At 69.3% G+C, this 17,720-nt stretch carries 14 protein-coding genes; 11 read left to right on the forward strand and 3 right to left on the reverse strand.

Annotation, left to right across the window (positions count from 1 at the left end):
* Nucleotides 1–135: 135 nt before the first annotated feature.
* Together WME79_RS24865 and WME79_RS24870 are read right to left on the reverse strand one after the other, a co-directional pair.
* On the reverse strand, nt 136–2,310 hold the full coding sequence (locus WME79_RS24865) for a GH116 family glycosyl hydrolase (protein WP_437539654.1): 2,175 nt from the start codon (nt 2,308–2,310) through the stop codon (nt 136–138).
* 509 nt (nt 2,311–2,819) lie between these two features.
* Nucleotides 2,820–3,800 carry a hypothetical protein gene (locus tag WME79_RS24870; RefSeq protein ID WP_437539656.1) on the reverse strand — a complete coding sequence of 327 codons (981 nt, stop codon included), beginning with the start codon at nt 3,798–3,800 and terminating at the stop codon, nt 2,820–2,822.
* Between the two features lie 518 nt (nt 3,801–4,318).
* Here WME79_RS24870 and WME79_RS24875 point away from each other — a divergent pair.
* The 5 genes from WME79_RS24875 to WME79_RS24895 all read left to right on the forward strand — a co-directional run bounded on the left by WME79_RS24875 (nt 4,319) and on the right by WME79_RS24895 (nt 9,435).
* On the forward strand, nt 4,319–5,419 hold the full coding sequence (locus WME79_RS24875; protein ID WP_437539657.1) for an ABC transporter permease: 1,101 nt from the start codon (nt 4,319–4,321) through the stop codon (nt 5,417–5,419).
* Nucleotides 5,419–6,348, forward strand: a complete 930-nt coding sequence (locus tag WME79_RS24880; protein WP_437539937.1) for an ABC transporter permease — start codon at nt 5,419–5,421, stop codon at nt 6,346–6,348. The genes WME79_RS24875 and WME79_RS24880 overlap by 1 nt, the downstream gene beginning before the upstream one ends.
* A 128-nt stretch (nt 6,349–6,476) precedes the next feature.
* Nucleotides 6,477–7,172, forward strand: a complete 696-nt coding sequence (gene biuH, locus WME79_RS24885; protein WP_437539659.1) for a biuret amidohydrolase — start codon at nt 6,477–6,479, stop codon at nt 7,170–7,172.
* A 2-nt stretch (nt 7,173–7,174) separates the two neighbouring features.
* Entirely contained in the window at nt 7,175–8,764 is a 1,590-nt protein-coding gene (locus WME79_RS24890; RefSeq protein ID WP_437539939.1) for an ABC transporter ATP-binding protein, read from the forward strand.
* Nucleotides 8,761–9,435: a cysteine hydrolase family protein gene (locus tag WME79_RS24895; protein ID WP_437539661.1), complete on the forward strand. Its 675-nt coding sequence runs from the start codon at nt 8,761–8,763 to the stop codon at nt 9,433–9,435. Before WME79_RS24890 ends, WME79_RS24895 begins: the two co-directional genes overlap by 4 nt.
* Before the next feature lie 186 nt (nt 9,436–9,621).
* Here the strand turns inward: WME79_RS24895 and WME79_RS24900 are convergent, their stop codons facing one another.
* A complete protein-coding gene (locus WME79_RS24900; protein ID WP_437539941.1) occupies nt 9,622–10,680 on the reverse strand; it encodes a BMP family ABC transporter substrate-binding protein in 1,059 nt (352 codons plus the stop codon).
* A gap of 268 nt (nt 10,681–10,948) precedes the next feature.
* On the opposite strand from WME79_RS24900, the gene WME79_RS24905 reads away from it, so the two are divergent.
* The 6 genes from WME79_RS24905 to WME79_RS24930 all read left to right on the forward strand — a co-directional run bounded on the left by WME79_RS24905 (nt 10,949) and on the right by WME79_RS24930 (nt 17,534).
* Entirely contained in the window at nt 10,949–11,302 is a 354-nt protein-coding gene (locus WME79_RS24905) for a cupin domain-containing protein (RefSeq protein WP_437539663.1), read from the forward strand.
* Between the two features lie 234 nt (nt 11,303–11,536).
* The gene (locus WME79_RS24910) at nt 11,537–12,427 is read left to right on the forward strand and encodes a hypothetical protein (RefSeq protein ID WP_437539665.1); all 891 of its coding nucleotides are present in this window, start codon (nt 11,537–11,539) and stop codon (nt 12,425–12,427) included.
* 277 nt (nt 12,428–12,704) lie between these two features.
* On the forward strand, nt 12,705–13,787 hold the full coding sequence (locus tag WME79_RS24915) for an ABC transporter ATP-binding protein (protein ID WP_437539667.1): 1,083 nt from the start codon (nt 12,705–12,707) through the stop codon (nt 13,785–13,787).
* Entirely contained in the window at nt 13,784–14,509 is a 726-nt protein-coding gene (locus tag WME79_RS24920) for an ABC transporter permease (RefSeq protein WP_437539669.1), read from the forward strand. Before WME79_RS24915 ends, WME79_RS24920 begins: the two co-directional genes overlap by 4 nt.
* Nucleotides 14,506–16,491 (forward strand): Gldg family protein, encoded by a 1,986-nt coding sequence (locus WME79_RS24925; protein WP_437539671.1) that lies wholly within the window; start codon nt 14,506–14,508, stop codon nt 16,489–16,491. The genes WME79_RS24920 and WME79_RS24925 overlap by 4 nt, the downstream gene beginning before the upstream one ends.
* On the forward strand, nt 16,488–17,534 hold the full coding sequence (locus tag WME79_RS24930) for a DUF4340 domain-containing protein (RefSeq protein ID WP_437539673.1): 1,047 nt from the start codon (nt 16,488–16,490) through the stop codon (nt 17,532–17,534). The genes WME79_RS24925 and WME79_RS24930 overlap by 4 nt, the downstream gene beginning before the upstream one ends.
* Nucleotides 17,535–17,720: the final 186 nt, after the last annotated feature.

Raw genomic sequence — 17,720 nt, forward strand, 5'->3', positions numbered from 1 at the left:
CGGCTCGCTGCGGCGTACTTTCGTACGCCTCACTCGCCTGCCTAGCGGCTGAGCCCGTAGCGCACGAATCTGCACCCCGCTCTATGGGTGGCGAGTCGAAAGCAACGCCGTGTTCGCGAGGGCGATGTCGCGAGTCTACGGCGCGATATCGTACGCGTGCTTCGCCGCCCACAGCGTGGTGGCGCGCATGTAGTAGGGCGCGCGGATGCTGCCGTTGCCCTCCCATGCCTCCGGCGTGCGGAACCACAGGCCGTCGGTCTTCCAGATCGTGTCGACCAGGCTCGCGCCGATCTCGCCGGCCTGCGCGGCGAGCCCCTCCTGGATCATGCCGGACACCACGCCCCAGGACGTGCCCACCCAGCATTCCCGTGTCTGGTTGCTCGTCCCGTCGACCGAGCCATTGGCGGTCATGACATTGACGACGCCGCGGGTCCCGCCGTCGAACCGCTTGAAGTTGTTCTCGTAGATCTTCGTGAACGCCGACACGGCGTGGCTCGGGTCGACGATCGGCGGCAGCCCGAGGGCGCGCGCATACCACTGGCCTGCGAGCTGGTCCGACATGATCCGGTTCGTGTCCCGGCTCCCCGTGTCGATCTTGTAATACGACCCCGTCCAGAGCTTCGACTCGAAGCCGCCCTTGGCCTGATCGAACCACGTCTGGTAGGTGCCCGCGAGCGAGGTGTCACCGACCGCGGTCGCCAGCTCCTTCGCGGCCTCGCTGGCGGCGAGGAAGAGGCCCCCGCAGTACGCGGTGTTGCCGTGCAGATCCATGTCGTCGTAGGTCTGATCGATGCCGTTGCTCTCCGGCAGCCCGTCCCCGTCGCCGTCCTGGCCCTTCACCTTCTGCATCGCCATCTTCACGGCGGGCCAGCAGTAATCGAGGAACTCCTTGTCGTTCTTCCCGGTGAGCGCCCAGTCGCGATAGACCATCAGGACCAGCTTGGAGTTGAGATCCTTCCAGTTGGTCGAGTCGCGGTACGTGTACGCGTTCCATTTGCGGAAGACGGTGTCGGTGTCTCCGAAATCGTGCGCGGTCGTCCCGAGCGCGCGTGGCCTGTCGGAGCGCGTGGTCGTCACGCTGTCGCAGAACTGCCGCACCTCCTGCTTGTCGATGTCCGGCCAGAGCGCGAACAGGGCCCATGAGCCGTAAAAGCGCACGTCCGACGTCCCGTAGAACGGGTAGATGTACGACTCGAGGCTGGTGAACATGTCCTCGTCCGGGTCGTCCGGCTGGCCGGACGCCGCGCCGGCCTCCCAGTACGTGCCCGCGATGGCGTAGTAGTAGAGCTCGTTGAACAGAGCGCCCTTGAGCCACTCCGGGTACTTCGGATCGTCGAGCACGCTCGCCTGCCAGTCCTGGATCGCCCAGAGCCACGGCTCGTGCTCGGCGAGCGCCTCCGCCGCGATCGTCCACGAGGCGTTCCCCGTCCGCCCGAAGTGGCGCGTGTACGCGCGGTACCACCTGTCCCCCGAGCCCGCCTGCGTGACGGGGATATCCCACGCGAGCACGATCGGCACAGTGACGCTCTTCCCCGGCTCCACGGTGGCCTTGAACGCGATCGCCCCGAGCGAGTGCCCTCCCGTCGTGTTGGCGAGCGCGCCGTCGTTGGCGAGCTCGCTCTGCAGGGCGGCGACGCTGTCGGCGGACTGGTACGAGACGACCACGCCCGGCGCGTTCCGGCTGGCGAGCGTGAACTCCCCCTGTCCCTCGGCGTTCGGCGCCCCGCCGCCGCGCGTGAGGACCAGGCCGACGTCGTCGCCGGAGGTCTGCACCATGGCGCCATTGCCGCCGTGATCGTTCTTCCAGGTCAGCATCACGGCGACATCGCAAGGCGCTCCGGTCGGATTCGTGATCTCCCACCGATAGACGCCGACCGGATAGCTGGTCTTCTTGTAATCGCCCGGGATGATGGGGCTGTATTGTTCGACCTTCGCTTTGCAGGGAAATGCCGCGCCGTGGTAATCGACCCACGAGCGCGGAAAGAGCGAGGAATACGTCGCCTGCCCCTGGCCCAGGCCGTCCTTGTCGAGGCGCTTCGTCGCCGCGGCGCCCCCCTCGGCCTTCTGGTACATGAAGAAGCCCGCGTTGTTGTCGACGTTCTGGTCGTTGCTCCCGATATCGAGGCGACCCTTGTAGAACCTGCCGTCGAACCGCCAGGTGATCGTCCCGGCACCGAAGCCGCCGATGGGCGCGCCGTCCTCGTAGACGCCGTCCGTGATACCCCTGCTCCACGCCTGAGAAGGAATGGAAATCGGCTCGCCCGGCACGTGCGCCGGCGGACCGCCGCCTTCGCTGCCGCCGGAGCCCACCGCGGGTGGAGCGCCCCCGGTGCCCTCCCCTGTCGACGAGCTGCTCGCAGGGCCCTGGCTTGTTCCGGCTCCTGTTCCTGTTCCGGTTCCTGTTCCGGTTCCGGCTCCGGCGCCACCAGGCCCCGATCCGCCATCCGACGAGGACGAGCTCGAGCTACCTCCACCGCACGAGGCGGCTGTCGCGACGACGAGGACGGCACCGGCAGCGACGACACCCAGAGAGCGTAGTGGGATAAGGGGCAATGTCATGACGGCGAGCATATGCGGATCGCGCGCGCACGTCACCGTACCAATGGCAATGCATTAACTTCGTTACCGCTGGAAGATTCCGTCGTTTCCGAGGCAAACCTTTCTTCCCGCGCGACCGCTCACCCGGGCTTCCTTAACGCGACGCGAAATGCCCAGGGCATCTTCCACGATGCGCACAACTCGAGCGCGCGAGCGAGACCCATACGATCCTTCTCTTCATCGTCAGGCTTGCTCCGCAGCGCGCGGCCGAGGAGCGGCGCTCAGGGCCAGGTGGCCTTGACCGCATTGATCCAGTAGTCCGCGAGGCGAAAGGCCGGATCTTGCTCGATGTGCACGAAGCGTCCGCTATAGCTCGCGGCGGGGCGACCACACACCTGGCTCGCCGAGACGAAGTTGAGGAGCCTGCCTTGAACGTTGGTCGTCGCGTTCAGCGAACAATCGCTGCTGCCGGGAACGCCGACCCGCCAGGTGGGCTTGTTGGCGAGCAAGTTGCGCTTGAGGTCCAGTATCTTGTCACCCGAGGCGGGGGTGACATCCATGCCGTGCGAGGCGAACACCTCCTCCGCGCAGGTATCTCTCGCCATGCCATGCCACTGAATGGCCCACCAGGGATTCGATCCGTAAAAGGCCGCGAGCTCCAGATAGGTCGCGTGAAACGCGTTCGTCACGTTGTGGGCCACGTCCGAGCTCATGGTCGAGCTCTGGCAAACGCTGTCGGTGAAGCTCGCATCGCGGTGAGCGCCGGCCATCAGGAAGCTGCGGGATCTCGTCGCCTTGAAGATGCTGACGGCCTGGATCTCCGTCTCCAGGTCCGCGGTCGCATGCGGCGCGGAATGAGCGAGCTCTCGCTCCGCGGCCGCGTCCACGATGAACGTGCCCAGCCCGAGATCGACGATTCCGTCGCTGTTCCGATCGCCGACCTCCATGAGCACACAGTATCTTCGTCCATTGTTGACGTCGCGGAGGAGCCGGATCCGCGTAGACGACAGACTGGACGGAAGCACGATAGTGCAGCTGCCGCCCATCATGGTGCGAACGACGCTCCGCCACGCGGTCAACTGCGTCGAGCTCGGGGTGACGAAGATGCCTGAGTCCCTGCCGGGCATCTGATCGCGAATGCACGTCACGAGCGCCTCCAGGGTCGCGCTCGACGAGCAGGTCAGGTCCGCCGACGCCGCCGGGCGAGATGCCATGAGGACGCCAGCGCCGAGCAGGAACAAAATCGATCGTTCGAACCGCATGACAGCGTTACCTCCAGTCAGGGGTGCGCGGGTGGGATCGATCGGCGGTCCTCTGCGCGGCGCGCTGTGCACGTGGGCACAGGAACGAGGCTCGCCGGGGCCGCACGGCGCGGACCTCGGCATTCCCAGATCTTTCAGGTGCGCGAGCGCTCGCCGCTCTCTTCGCCGTCTACGCAATGATCGCCAAGCAAACTCACCGGCAGCTGACGGCGAGTGCAAGGCGGAGACCGCCGCGCTGTGCGAACCGTTCGCGGTCGCCGCGGCCACCACATCGCAGCGCGGCCACCACATCGCAGCCACCCGATCGCAGCACGACCGCCACATTGCAGCGCGGTCACCACATCACAGCATCACTCGACCCGGTGGGCCCCCGGGGTGTCGCACGTCATGACAACGGCGCGCCGCTCGCCGGCCGGAGCGGGTTGTCCGGGCGCGGGGCGCCCATCTTGTCCGTCCTGTCACGACCAGCAAGCTCCCCGAAAACGTGTGGAAATAATGGAGGCCTTATCCTCGGCAGCGTGAAAGTCATCTCGCACGGGCTGCTCGGGCGTGAGACGACCGAAGCGATCGCCATCCCCCTCGGGGCCCTCGCGGCCTCGCTCCTCGTGTTCGGCGCGTTCGTGGCCGCCCAGGGGGCGAACCCCTTGAGCGTCTATTACGACATGTACCGCGGCGCCTTCGGCACGTGGTTCTCGTTCCAGAACACCCTCCTTCGGGCCGCGCCGCTCATGCTGACCGCGCTCTGCACGGCGCTGCCGGCGCGCCTCGGCCTGATCGTCATCGGCGGCGAGGGCGCGCTCGTCATGGGCGGGCTCTCGGCCGCGTCGGCGGCGCTGGCCTCACGGGCATGGGGCGCGCCGCCCGCCGCCGTGCTCGCCGCGATGCTCGTCTCCGGGCTCGCCGCCGGGGCACTCTGGATCGGCCTCGCCGGCGCGCTGCGCGTCTACCGCGGCGTGAGCGAGACGATCAGCAGCCTGCTCCTCAACTACATCGGAATCGCGATCCTGAACCACCTCGTCGAGGGCGCGCTGCGCGACCCGGCGAGCCTCAACAAGCCCTCGACCGCCTCCATCGGCGCCGAGAACGCGCTGGGGAGCCTGCCCGGCCTCGAGGTCCACTGGGGCCTCGCCTACGGGGTGCTCGCCTGCGCGCTCTGTTATGTGCTGATGCACAGGACGACGTTCGGCTTCGGCGCTGCGATGAGCGGCGGCAACGTCCGCGCGGCGCTCCTCGCCGGATTGCCGGTCAAGCGCCTCGTCGTGCTCACCTGCACGCTCGCCGGAGCGTGCGCTGGGCTCGCCGGCATGGTGGAGGTCGCGGCGGTCCACGGCCGGGCCAACGCGTCGCTGATCAGCGGCTATGGATACACCGGTATCCTCGTCGCGTTCATCGCGCGCCACAACCCGCTCGCGATCATGCCGGTCGCCCTCCTGCTCGGCGGCATCGGCGCGAGCGGCGGCCTGCTGCAGCGGACGGCGCGGCTCCCCGACGCGACGGTGAGCGTGCTCCAGGGGATCCTGTTCATCGCGATCCTCGCCAGCGAGACGCTTTACGGCCGTTCCCTCTCTGCCCGCGAGCCCAAGGTCCGTCAGGCGGCTCCGGCGCCTTCGGTGGCATGATGAGCGACGCATCTGCACTCGGTCTCTGGGGCATCCCCCTCGCGGTCGCCGCGGGGGCCATCCGCATCAGCACGCCATTCCTCTTCGTCAGCCTCGGCGAGTGCCTCACCGAGAAGAGCGGCCGCGTGAACCTCGGCCTCGAGGGCACGCTCGTCATGGGCGCGATGGGAGGTTATGGAGTCTCTTACCTCACCGGCTCTGCCTGGCTCGGCGTGCTCGCCGCCGGCGCCATCGGCGCCGCGCTCGGCGCGCTTCACGCGTGGCTGTGCTCAAAGCCGCGCGTCAACGACATCGCCGTCGGCATCGCGCTCATGCTCTTCGGCGTCGGCCTCGCCTTCTTCCTCGGCAAACCGCTCATCCAGCCGACGGCGCCCCGCCTGCCCGCGATATCGCTCGGCTTCTTCAGCGATCTCCCCCAGGTCCGCTCCGCGCTCCAGGTGAACGCGCTCTTCCTCATCGGGGCCGCGCTCGCCCCGTTCCTGCTCTGGGCGCTGAACCGCACCCGCTTCGGGCTCGTGCTCCGCACCGTGGGCGAGAGCGCGGACAGCGCCCGCGCGATGGGGGTGGACGTGAACCTGGTCCGGCAGCGCGCGACCATGGCCGGCGGCTTCCTCGCCGGAGTCGGCGGCTCGTTCCTCTCGCTCTTCTACCCTGGCAGCTGGAACGAGGGCCTCTCGAGCGGACAGGGGCTCATGGCCGTCGCCCTCGTCATCTTCGCGCGCTGGAACCCGGTGCGCTGCCTCTTCGCTTCGCTGCTCTTCGGCGGCGCGAGCGCCCTCGGGCCGGCGCTCCAGTCCGTGGGGATCACCTGGGGATACCACCTCTTCAACGCCGCGCCGTACATCGTGACGCTGGCCATCATGGTCGCTGCGAGCTCCGCGACCCAGACCCTGCGCGATCAGCCCGCCGAGCTGACGCTCGCGCGTTGATCGCGCGAGGCGGCGCGCGCCGTACGAGCCGTGTGAACCGTATGTAGCGAAGGAAAGGAGCGAGCCCCGCGAGACGAGCGAACCGTACGAGACGAGCGAAACGGCTGAATGACAGGAGGACTCGACCCATGCCCTACGTGGCCGCTGATCCCTACGCCTGGCCTTACAACGGCGCGCTCCGCCCCGAGACGACGGCCCTGATCGTCATCGACATGCAGACCGACTTCTGCGGGAAGGGCGGGTACATCGACCTGCTCGGCTACGACATCTCCCTGACGCGGGCGTGCATCGCGCCGATCCAGCGCACGCTCGCGGAGCTGCGCCGCCGCGGCTATCACGTCCTGCACACGCGCGAGGGGCACCGGCCGGACCTCTCCGATCTCCCGGCGAACAAGCGGTGGCGCTCCCGCCGGACCGACGGCGGGCGCGGCACGGGCGTGGGCATCGGCGACCCCGGGCCGTGCGGGCGCGTGCTCGTCCGCGGAGAGCCTGGGTGGGAGATCATCCCGGAGCTCGCTCCCCTGCCCGGCGAGCCGATCATCGACAAGCCGGGCAAAGGCTCGTTCTGCGCGACGGATCTCGATCTCATCCTCCGCCAGCGCCGCATCGAGAACCTGATCCTCACGGGGATCACGACGGACGTCTGCGTGCACACCACCATGCGCGAGGCGAACGACCGCGGGTACGAGTGCCTGCTGCTCTCCGACTGCTGCGCGGCCACGGATCCTGGCAACCACGCCGCGGCGCTGAAGATGATCAAGATGCAGAACGGCGTGTTCGGCGCGGTCTCGACCTCCGCCGCGCTGCTGGAGGCGCTCCCGTGACCATGGACCCGCGCGTCTTCTCGAGCCCCGCGGCGAGGCCGCCCCGCGCCGCCGCCCGGGAGCCCAGCCCCCCCACGCCGCCGCCGGCGCTCTCCGCCGCGGGGATCACGAAGCGGTTCGGGCCGCTGCTCGCGCTCGATGACGTCTCGCTGCGCCTCGCGCCCGGGAGCTTCCACGCGCTCCTCGGCGAGAACGGCGCCGGCAAGAGCACGCTGGTCAAGTGCATCATGGGCTATCACCAGGCCGACGCCGGCGAGGTGAGGGTCGGCGACGCGGCCCTGTCCATCAGGAGCCCGCGCGACGCGCAGGCGCTGGGGATCGGCATGGTCTACCAGCACTTCACCCTCGTGATGAACATGACGGTCGCCGAGAACCTCGTGCTCGCGCGCGCGTCGCTCCCCCTCGTGATCGACTGGCGGAAGGAGCGCGAGGCGATCCGCGCGTTCATGGAGCGCATGCCGTTCCGGCTCGATCCGGAGCGGACCGTCCGCGCGCTCGCCGCGGGCGAGAAGCAGAAGCTCGAGATCCTGAAGCAGCTCTACCTCGGCAGCAGGATCGTCATCCTCGACGAGCCGACCTCGGTCCTCACGCCCGGGGAGGCCGACGAGGTGCTCGGGATGCTCCGCTGCATGGCCGACGAGCAGCGGCTCAGCGTGCTCATGATCTCGCACAAGTTCCGCGAGGTGACGGCGTTCGCGGACGAGGTCACGGTGCTGCGGCGCGGCCGGGTCGCCGGCCGGGGCAAGGTCAAGGACCTCACGCCGGCGGCCATGGCCGAGATGATGGTCGGCGCGCAGCCGGCGCAGGTCTCCGCGGCGCGCGGCGACGCGCCGGCCGGGGAGCCGATCCTGCGCATCGAGGGGCTCGCCGCGAGCGACGATCGCGGTCGGCCGGCGCTCGACGGCGTGACGCTCACGGTCCATCGCGGCGAGATCGTCGGGATCGCCGGCGTCTCCGGCAACGGGCAAGAGGAGCTCGTCGAGGTCCTCGCCGGGCAGCGGCTCGCGCGGGCGGGCAAAGTGCTTGTCCATGGCGAGCCGTACGGCGCCGGGCGCGCGCAGATCCTGCACCACCGGGTGCGGTGCCTGCCCGAGGAGCCGCTGCGCAACGCCTGCGTCCCCGCGATGTCCGTCGCGGAGAACATCGGGTTCCGCGTCTTCGACAGGCCGCCCTTCACGAGGCTCCGCTGGGGCGTGAGCCGCGCGGCGCTGAGGCGATCGGCCGAGCACCTCGCCGCGGAGTACGCCATCAAAGCGCCCTCGGTCGACGCCCCGATAGGCAAGCTCTCCGGCGGCAACGTGCAGCGCGCCGTCCTCGCGCGCGAGCTCGGCATGGGCGAGGACATCGAGCTCCTCGTCGCCGCAAACCCCTGCTTCGGGCTCGATTTCGCGGCTGTGGCCGAGATCCGCTCCCGCATCCTGAAGGCGCGCAACCGCGGGACCGCCGTCCTCCTCGTGAGCGCGGATCTCGACGAGATCTTCGCCATGGCCGACCGTGTCCTTGTGATGAGCGAAGGCCGCATCGTCCTCGAGTCGCCGATCGCTTCGGCCGACGTCGCGGAGATTGGCCGCGCGATGGCGGGGCACCGATGACGGCGCGGCCCCTCGAGATCGCGGCGAAGCCGTACCCCTTCCGCGTCGCCGATCGGGACGCCGTGGCGTTGCTCGTCATCGACATGCAGCGCGACTTCCTCGAGCCCGGGGGCTTCGGCGCGGCGCTCGGCAACGATGTCAAGCGGCTCCAGCGCATCGTGCCGACGGTCCGGCGCGTCCTCGACGCTTTCCGTGAGCACGGCTTGCCCATCATCCACACGAAGGAGGGTCACAGGCTGGATCTCTCGGACTGCCCTCCCGCGAAGCGGAGCCGGGGTGCTCCCGGCATGCGGATCGGCGATGTCGGGCCGATGGGGCGCATCCTGGTCCTGGGCGAGCCGGGCAACGACTTCGTGCCCGAACTCGCGCCAGCGCCCGGGGAGCTCGTCGTACCGAAGCCCGGAAAAGGCGCCTTCTACCGGACGGGCCTCGACGCCAGGCTGGCGGCGCTCGGCGTCTCCCACCTGATCATCGCCGGCGTGACGACCGAGGTTTGCGTCCAGACCACGATGCGCGAGGCGAACGATCGCGGCTACGAGTGCCTGTTGATCGAGGACGCCACCGAGAGCTACTTCCCCGAGTTCAAGGCGGCGACGCTGGAGATGGTGCGCGCCCAGGGCGCGATCATCGGCTGGACCGCCCCCGCCGCCGCCGTCCTCGAAGCGCTCTGATCGATGCCCATTCCAGAGCGGTGGTCATCCGCACAGGAGACGGCTGTTCAATGGCCGTTCCAGAGCGGTGGTCACCCGCACAGGAGACGGGCCCAGATCGGCGTTTTCGGCGCGGAAGCGCACTCCCGTGCGCTGAGCACCGAAAACGTCGAGATGGGCCCGTATCCGAAGCGGGTGGCCACTGCTCTAGTGGGTGGAGCCGAGGGCGCCGGCTACGAGGTAGTCCATGCTCTCGAGCGCGATGTCGGTCTGCTGCTGTGCGACCGAATCGGCGATCACCACCTTGCCCTCGTTGCTCATGATGGGTCCCTTGAAGATGGTGAGCGTGCCGTCCGTGAGCTTCGCCTTCGCCTCCTCGGCCTTCTTCTTCGCCTCCTCGGAGACGGCGGGGCCGTAGGGTGAGATCTTGATGTACCCCTCCTTGAAACCACCGCGCAGGAGGTGCGGATACGGCTTCCCCTCGCGGATGAACGTCAGGTAGTCGGTGTAGACCTTGGACCAGTTCCACTCGGCGCCGGTCAGGTACCCCTTCGGGGCGAGCGTCGCCTGGTTGGTGTGGTAGCCGGTGCTGAACGCGCCGCGCCGCTCCGCGAGCTCGATGATCACCTTGGGTGAGTCGACGTGGGCGGTGAGGACGTCGACGCCCTGATCGATGAGGCTGTTGGCCGCCTCCGCCTCCTTGACGGGCATCGACCAGTCGCCGGTGAAGATCACGGCCGTCGTCGCGCTCGGGTTCACGCTCCGGGCGCCCAGCGTGAACGCGTTGATGTTGCGGAGCACCTGCGGGATCGGCTTTGCCGCGATGAACCCGAGCTTGCCGCTCTTCGTCGTCATCCCGGCGACGATGCCGGACACGTACTCGGCTTCGTCGATGTAACCGAAATAGCTGCCGACGTTGCTCGGGTGCTTCGACGCGTCGTAGAGGCCGCCACAATGGAGGAAGGTCTTGTCCGGAAACTTCTCCGCCACCTTGAGGATGTGCGGATCGAAGTAGCCGAACGACGTCGGGAAGATCACCGTCGCACCATCGAGGTTGATCATGCTCTCGAGCGTCTTCTGCACGGCGACCGTCTCGGGGACGTTTTCCTCCTCACGGGTCTTCACGCCAGCCAGCTTGGCGAGCGCGGCGGCCCCCTCGGCGTGCGCCTGGTTGTATCCATAGTCGTCCCTGGGGCCGACGTAGATGAAGCCCACCGTGAGCGGCTGATCGCTCGACCCCTCCTTGCTGCAGCCGGCCGCCGGCAGGAGCGAGAGCGAGAGGAGCAGTGGACGGAGGACGGCGAGGAAGCGCTGCCCCCGTGCCACGACGGCCGCGGGGAACAGAGGAGTTCTCGATGTACTCTTCACGCCATGGATGTGTACGCGACTCCTCATTTCTAGAAGTTTTCCCACGCGTGAATTTTGCGCGCTTCGCGTGATTACCGTTGAGCGCGCACCGCGCGCTGTGGCATGGTTCCATCAACACTGGAGATTCGCGATGACAGCTACACTTCCAGCAGCGACGCGGGATTTCGTGCCTGTGCAGTTGCCGTTCATCATTGCGAATGTCGCAACGATGGCCGCTCATCCGGAGTCAGTCCCCTGGAGGCGCTTCCGGGAGGGCGTCGATATTCATCGTCTTTACGGTAGCAGCGACACCGGTGCTTCGGCCGCGCTCCTGCGCTATGCGCCGGGAGCATCTGTGCCGCAGCACGTCCATCGTGGCTATGAGCACATCTTCGTGCTCGCAGGCTCGCAGTCGGACGAGCGCGGGCATCACCGCGCCGGCACGCTCGTGATGAACGCCCCAGGCAGCCGGCATAGCGTCTCGAGCGCCGAGGGCTGCATCGTCCTCGCAATCTGGGAGCAGCCCGTCGTCTTCATCTGATTCATCTGATCGTCGGATGGAGCACGCCAGGGCTGGGAGGACCTCCTCAGCCCCCGACGCGCATCAGGACACCTCAGCCGCCCATCAGGACATCCCAGCCGCACACCTGCCGGGGTTGGGAGTACGACATCGCCGCACGCACGTCCTCACTGGACCGCGAGCGCGCCCCCGGCGCTCGCTTTCTCGGGGCACAGAGGTTCAGGTACGCTGCGCTTTGCCGTAGGCTGGAGGCTCATGGATTCACGCGGGAAATCGCTCCCTCCGGGGCCGCTCGTCACGGACGAGGACATCCGGGAAGAGCTCCGGCGGCTGTTCGACGCCGGCCCCGACTCGGGGCTCGTCATCCGGGTCTACGGCGAATCGGGCGAGGGGGCGGCCGCGGCGGACGCGTTCCGCGAGATGTTCGCGTCGCTGCGCATGTACGAGGGGAAGCCGCAAGACCAGCCGCTGGAGATCCTCGTCGACGCGCCGAGCAAGGCGCACATCGCGCGCGCGCTGTCCGTGCTCGGCCACAAGCAGCACCAGAAGCGAATCCTCGATCACATCCTCACCACCTTCGGGCGCCGGCTGATCGACCCGCTCGCCGAGATCCTCGACACGACCCCGACCGGCTCGGTGACGGCGCGGCTGACCCTGCTGCGGGACATCTTCCTCGCGCACATCGCGGATCTGCGGATGACGCCGGAGTCGCAGCAGATCCTCTCGAGCGACCTGCGCAAGCTCCTGAGCGACGACTACCTGGCGATGGTGGCGGAGAACGAGGAGCGCGTGCAGCGCCCGCGCGTGGCGATGCTCGCGCAGCAGATCCTGCGGCTCGTCGGCTCCACGTTCCATAACGCGCTCAAGCGGTGGCCGGCGCACGCCGAGCAGATTGCCTCGTCGATCGCGCGGCGGAGCCCGAAGAAGGTCCGCCTGAGCGAGGTGCCGAAGCTCATCCGCGGCCAGATCACCGACGGCATCGAAGAGTTCCTGTGGATCGAGACGAGCGCGGACATCGAGGGCGCGCTGCGCCCGATGCTCGCCGAGCACCAGGACGTGATGCCGGTGACGCAGGCGACGCTCGATCGATCGACGTACCGCGAGTTCGCGGACGCCTGCTGGGCGATCATCGCCGAGCACTGCTGACGGCGGGGCGAGCGCTGCCGGATCGCCGACCTCTCGGCGCTGCAGGCAGAGATCCATCACGTCCTGGTCGCTTCGCTCACCGCTTCACCGAGTGTTCCGCTCGATGCGTCTGGAGGGAGAGACCACCCGCCGGAGCAAGCCCCCGCGCGCGCCGCGTCGGGAATGATTTCCGCCTCCCGCTGTTGTAAGGGGCCGCTGGCGCCTCGATCGCCGCGCTCTGCGGCATCGGAATCGCCGGCGCGGAGAGCTTCTTCCCTTCGCGGAGGGGTGCACGGCCGTGATCGAAATCAGCGACCTATACAAGTACTACGGTGACCGGAAGGCCATCGGGCCCCTGTCGTTCTCGATCGAGGCGGGAGAGATCGTCGGTCTGCTCGGCCTGAACGGCGCGGGCAAGACGACGACGCTCAGGATCCTCGCCTGCGATCTGCTCCCGTCCGCGGGCCGTGTGCTCGTGGACGGACTGGATGTCGTCGACCACCCCCACGAGGTGCGGTCCCGCATCGGATACCTCCCCGACAGGCCGCCGCTCTACGACGAGATGAGCGTGCGCGCCTTCCTCCACTTCGCCGCGCGCCTGCGCGGCGTCGACGCTGGCGCGGCCGACGCGCGGGTGGCCGAGGCGCTCGCGGTGACGCAGCTCGACGACGTGGCCGCGGATCCCATCAGCTCGCTGTCCCACGGCTTCAAGCAGCGCGTCGGCATCGCGCAGGCGATCGTGCACAAGCCGCAGCTGCTCGTCCTGGACGAGCCGATCAGCGGCCTGGATCCCGTGCAGATCGTCGAGATGCGCGCCCTGCTCCGGAGCCTGCGCGGCAAGCACACCATCCTGCTCTCCAGCCACATCCTCTCCGAGATCAGCGAGACGTGCGATCGCATCCTCGTGATCCGGGACGGCGAGATCGGCGCGCAGGGGACCGAGCAGGAGCTCTCGGCCAAGCTGCTCCACGGCGTCCGGGTCGAGCTCACGGTGCGCGGCCCCGCGGCCGAGGGCGCGGGCTACCGCGTGGCGCGCGGCGAGGCAGCGAAGGCGCTCGAGCTCGCGCGCGAGGTGGAGGGCGTCACGTCCGTCGAGCCGCTCACCACGACCGAGCCGGGGAACGACGTCATGAGCTTCGCGGTCGAGGCCGACCGCGACGTCCGCGCGGCGCTGTGCGCCGAGCTCGTGCAGGCGGGCATCGGCATCCTCGAGGTGAAGCGGAGCGAGCGCGAGCTCGAGTCGGTGTTCCTGCGGCTCGCCACGCGCGCGACGCCCGGGGCGAAGGACAGGTCCGCGGCGGCCGACAGGGCGAAGGCCGGCGGCGAGGCAAGGAAGGCCCCTGCGGAGGAGCAGGCGGAGGAAGGCGAGGGCGAGACATGAGAGGGACATTGCTCGTCGCGCGGCGGGAGCTGTCCGCGTACCTGAGATCACCGCTCGGGTACGTCGTTGCTGCCGCGGCGTTGCTCATCGACGGCATCTACTTCCAGGTCGCGGCGCTCGGCTCGGGCGCCCGGCTGTCGGCGGAGGTGCTGCTCAAGTTCTTCGACGGCACGGCGTTCATCACGATGGTCGCGGCGCTCATCCTCTCGATGCGGCTCATCGCCGGCGAGCGCGAGAGCGGGACGCTCATCCTGCTCAAGACCGCGCCCGTGCGCGACGGCGAGATCATCGTCGGCAAGTTCCTCGCCGCGCTCGCGCTGGTCTCGCTGATGACGGCGATCACGATCTACATGCCGCTGCTCATCTTCGTGAACGGCAAGGTGTCCGTCGGGCACATCCTGGTCGGCTACTCCGGGGTGCTGCTGCTCGGCGCCGCGTCGCTCGCGATCGGGCTCTTCGCCTCGACGCTCGCGGCGAGCCAGGTCATCGCGGTCATCCTCGGGGCGGCGATCCTCGGGACGCTCGGCTTCCTGTTCCTCGTCGCCCGCGTGACGGAGCCGCCGCTCAACGACTTCGTGAGCGCGCTGAACCTCTACCCGCTCAACCAGAAGCCGTTCCTGAACGGCGTGCTCCGGCTGGAGAACGTCCTGTACTACGTCGCGGTGGCGTACTTCTTCCTGCTCGCCGCGACCCACACCCTGAAGGCGCGGAGGTGGCGGTGAAGGACAAGCAAGCTCAGGCCGACGAGGCCGAGAACCGCGGTGAGGGAGCGGGCTCCGCGCCCCCGCCGGACGCCGGGCGAGAGGCCCCGCCGGCCGGCGAGCCGGCGCCTGCCGCGCCGCGCGCGGCGCCTGCGCTCCGCGCCGGGGGCTGGATGGTCCCGGCGTACGCGGGCGCGCTCCTCGCCCTCTTCCTCGGCGAGCGCGTGGTGCCCACGGTCGAGTGGCTCCGCTATGCCCTGTCGGGGCTCGGGTTCTTGACCCTGGTCCTCGTCACCGCGCTGCGCTTCGCGACCGCGGTGCGCGAGACGGGCGAGCGCCGCGCGGTCGAGCGCGCGCTCGCGATCCTGTCGGCGCTCGGCGTCGTCGCGGTGGCGGCCTACTTCACCACGACCGACGCGGGGCAGGCCACGCTCGGCGTCTCGCGCGCCGCGCCCGAGCTGCGCGCGCGCATCGAGGCGGCCACGACGGTCGCCTGGGTCGCGCTCCTCGTCATGGCGACGGTGCCGCTGTTGTTCGGCGAGGCGGCGCTCGCGCCGATGCGGCGCGCCGAGCGCATCGAGGGCCGGCGGGTGCGCGCCGCGACGCTCTCGGGCCTGACGCTCGGGTTCGCCGCCGTCTACTCGGCGCTCTTCGTGTTCGCCGCGAGCAAGCTCGATCTCAAGGCGGACTTCTCGTACTACCGCACGGCCCGCCCGGGCGAGTCCACGAAGCGCGTCGCCGAGAGCCTGACCGCGCCGCTCAAGATCACGGCCTTCTACCCGCAGCAGAACGAGGTCGGCGCCGAGGTCGAGGGCTACCTGCGCGAGGTGAAGGCCGCGTCGCCGCAGATCACCGTGGAGGTGCAGGATCGCCTGCTCGTCCCCGCGCTCGCCAAGGAGGCGAAGGTCACGCAGGACGGCGTCATCGTGCTCTCGCGCGACGGCTCGCGCGAGACGCTCACGGTCGGCTCCGACATCAAGAGCGCGGGCGCCAAGCTGAAGAGCCTCGACGCCGACTTCCAGAAGGTGCTGCTCAAGGTGATCCGGCCGCAGCGCACCGCCTACCTGACGGTCGGCCACGGCGAGCTGAACGAGTCGACCAGCTCCCCCGAGGGGCGGACGACCAAGAACCTCCGCAAGCTGCTCGAGTCCCAGAACTACATCATCAAGGACCTCGGGCTCGCCCAGGGGCTCGGCAGCGAGATCCCGAAGGACGCGAGCGTCGTCATCGTGCTCGGCCCGCAGAAGGCGTTCCTCCCGGAGGAGGTCGCGGCGCTCAAGCGGCACGCCGACGAGGGCGGGCACCTCCTGCTCGCGCTCGATCCGGACGCCAAGGTCGATCTGGATCCGCTCGCCGGCGCCGTGGGGCTCACGTGGAAGCCCGAGGTCCTGGCGAACGATCGGGTCTATGTGCGGCGGCGCTACAACGACTCGGACCAGGCGATGCTGGTCACGACGCGGTACTCCTCGCACGCCTCGGTGTCGACGCTGAGCCGCCACTCGCAGCAAGCGCCGACGATCTTCCCGGGAGCGTCGTCGCTCGACAAGCGCGAGGACGGTGACCTGAAGATCGACTTCGTCGTCCGCTCGCTGGGCGAGACGTTCGCCGACGCGAACGGCAACTTCAAGTTCGACGAAGGCGGCGAGAAGCGCAGCGTCTACAACCTCGCCGCGGCGGTCTCGAAGGAGCTCGCGCCCGGCGGGGACGACAAGGAGAAGAAGGAGCTGCGCGCGTTCGTGGTCGCCGACGCCGACGTGTTCAGCGACGCGGCGTTCAGGAACGAACCCAACATCGTGCTCGCGCTCGACGCGCTCCGGTGGCTCGGCGGCGAGGAGAGCTACGCCGGGGAGATCACGACGAGCGAGGACGTCCGGATCGAGCACACGAAGGAGAAGGACCAGGTCTGGTTCTGGGCCACGATCCTCGTGGCGCCGGCCATGGTGCTCGGTCTCGGGCTCTTCATCACGCGCCGCGGGCGGCGCGCGAGCGGGAGGCGCGCATGAGGTTGGAACGCAGCTTTTTCGTGCACCTCGGCCTTGTTGTGGTCGCGGCCTTGTTCGCCGTCCTCGTCTGGACGCGCGACGAGAAGGCGGCCGCCCTCTCGGTCGCGGACGTGACCGTCTGGACCGGCCGCGCCGACGACGTCGAGCGCATCGCCTTCGAGGGGAAATCGAAGACGGTCGTCCTCGAGGCGAAGAAGGACAAGGAGGGCCGCTACTTCGTCGGCACGGCGGAGCGGAAGACGACGCCCCCGGCCGAGAAGCCGAAGGACCCGCACCAGAACCCCGATGACGAGGCGCAGGACGACGAGCCGCCCGCCGAGCCTGGGCCGACGGTCAAGACCACGACGTTCGTCTCGGTGGCCGCCGGCAACAAGCTCGCCGAGGCGATCGCGCCGCTGAAGGCGCTGCGCTCGATCGGCCGCATCGCGGACGACCGCGCGGCCGAGTTCGGACTGACCGAGCCGGAGGGCACGCTCACCGTCAAGCTGCGCGGCGCCGAGCGCAAGCTGGTCCTCGGCGGCGCGACGCCCGGCGGCGCGGACCGGTACGCGCGCGACGAGGCCACGGGCGAGGTGTACGCCATCAAGGGCGACATCTACCGCGATCTCGACACCGCCGAGTCACGGCTCCTGGAGCGGGATCTGCACGAGTGGAAGGACGTCGACCTCGCCAGGGCGCGCGTCATCGCCGGGGACAAGCGCCGGGAGCTCGTGCGCAGCGGCGATGAGGGCAAGAAGTTCTGGGCCGATCCGGCGAGCCCCGAGCAGAACGACGAGACGGTCGGCAACTGGATGAGCAAGCTCGACCGTCTCCGTCCCACCGAGTACGTGGCCGCTGCCCCGGAGCAGAAGGAGGTCGTCGTGCGGCTCGAGTACACCGGCCGCTCCGGCGACATCGGCTTCGCCGAGCTCGTGAAGGGGCCCCCCGGGGCGAGCGGCAAGCCCGACTATTTCCTGGTCACGGAGCGCACCCGCCTTTACGGCAAGGTGCCGGTAGGCGTCGCCGAGCAGGTCGAACAGGACGTCGGCGCCGTCGTCAAGTAGCCCTTGCGCCGGGGCGGCCGCGCCGGTGCAGCCGCCCCGGCGCGGCCGGCGCGGCCGGCGCGGCCGGCGCGGCCGGCGCGGCCGGCGCGGCCGGCGCGGTCAGCCTTCCGCGCGGCGCCGGCCGCGCCCTGCGGCGCAAGCTGTCTCCCCCCCCAGTCGCTCTTTACTTGCCGTACCGGGTCCGGT

The organism is Sorangium sp. So ce726, assembly GCF_051521405.1.
Lineage (GTDB): Bacteria > Myxococcota_A > Polyangia > Polyangiales > Polyangiaceae > Sorangium.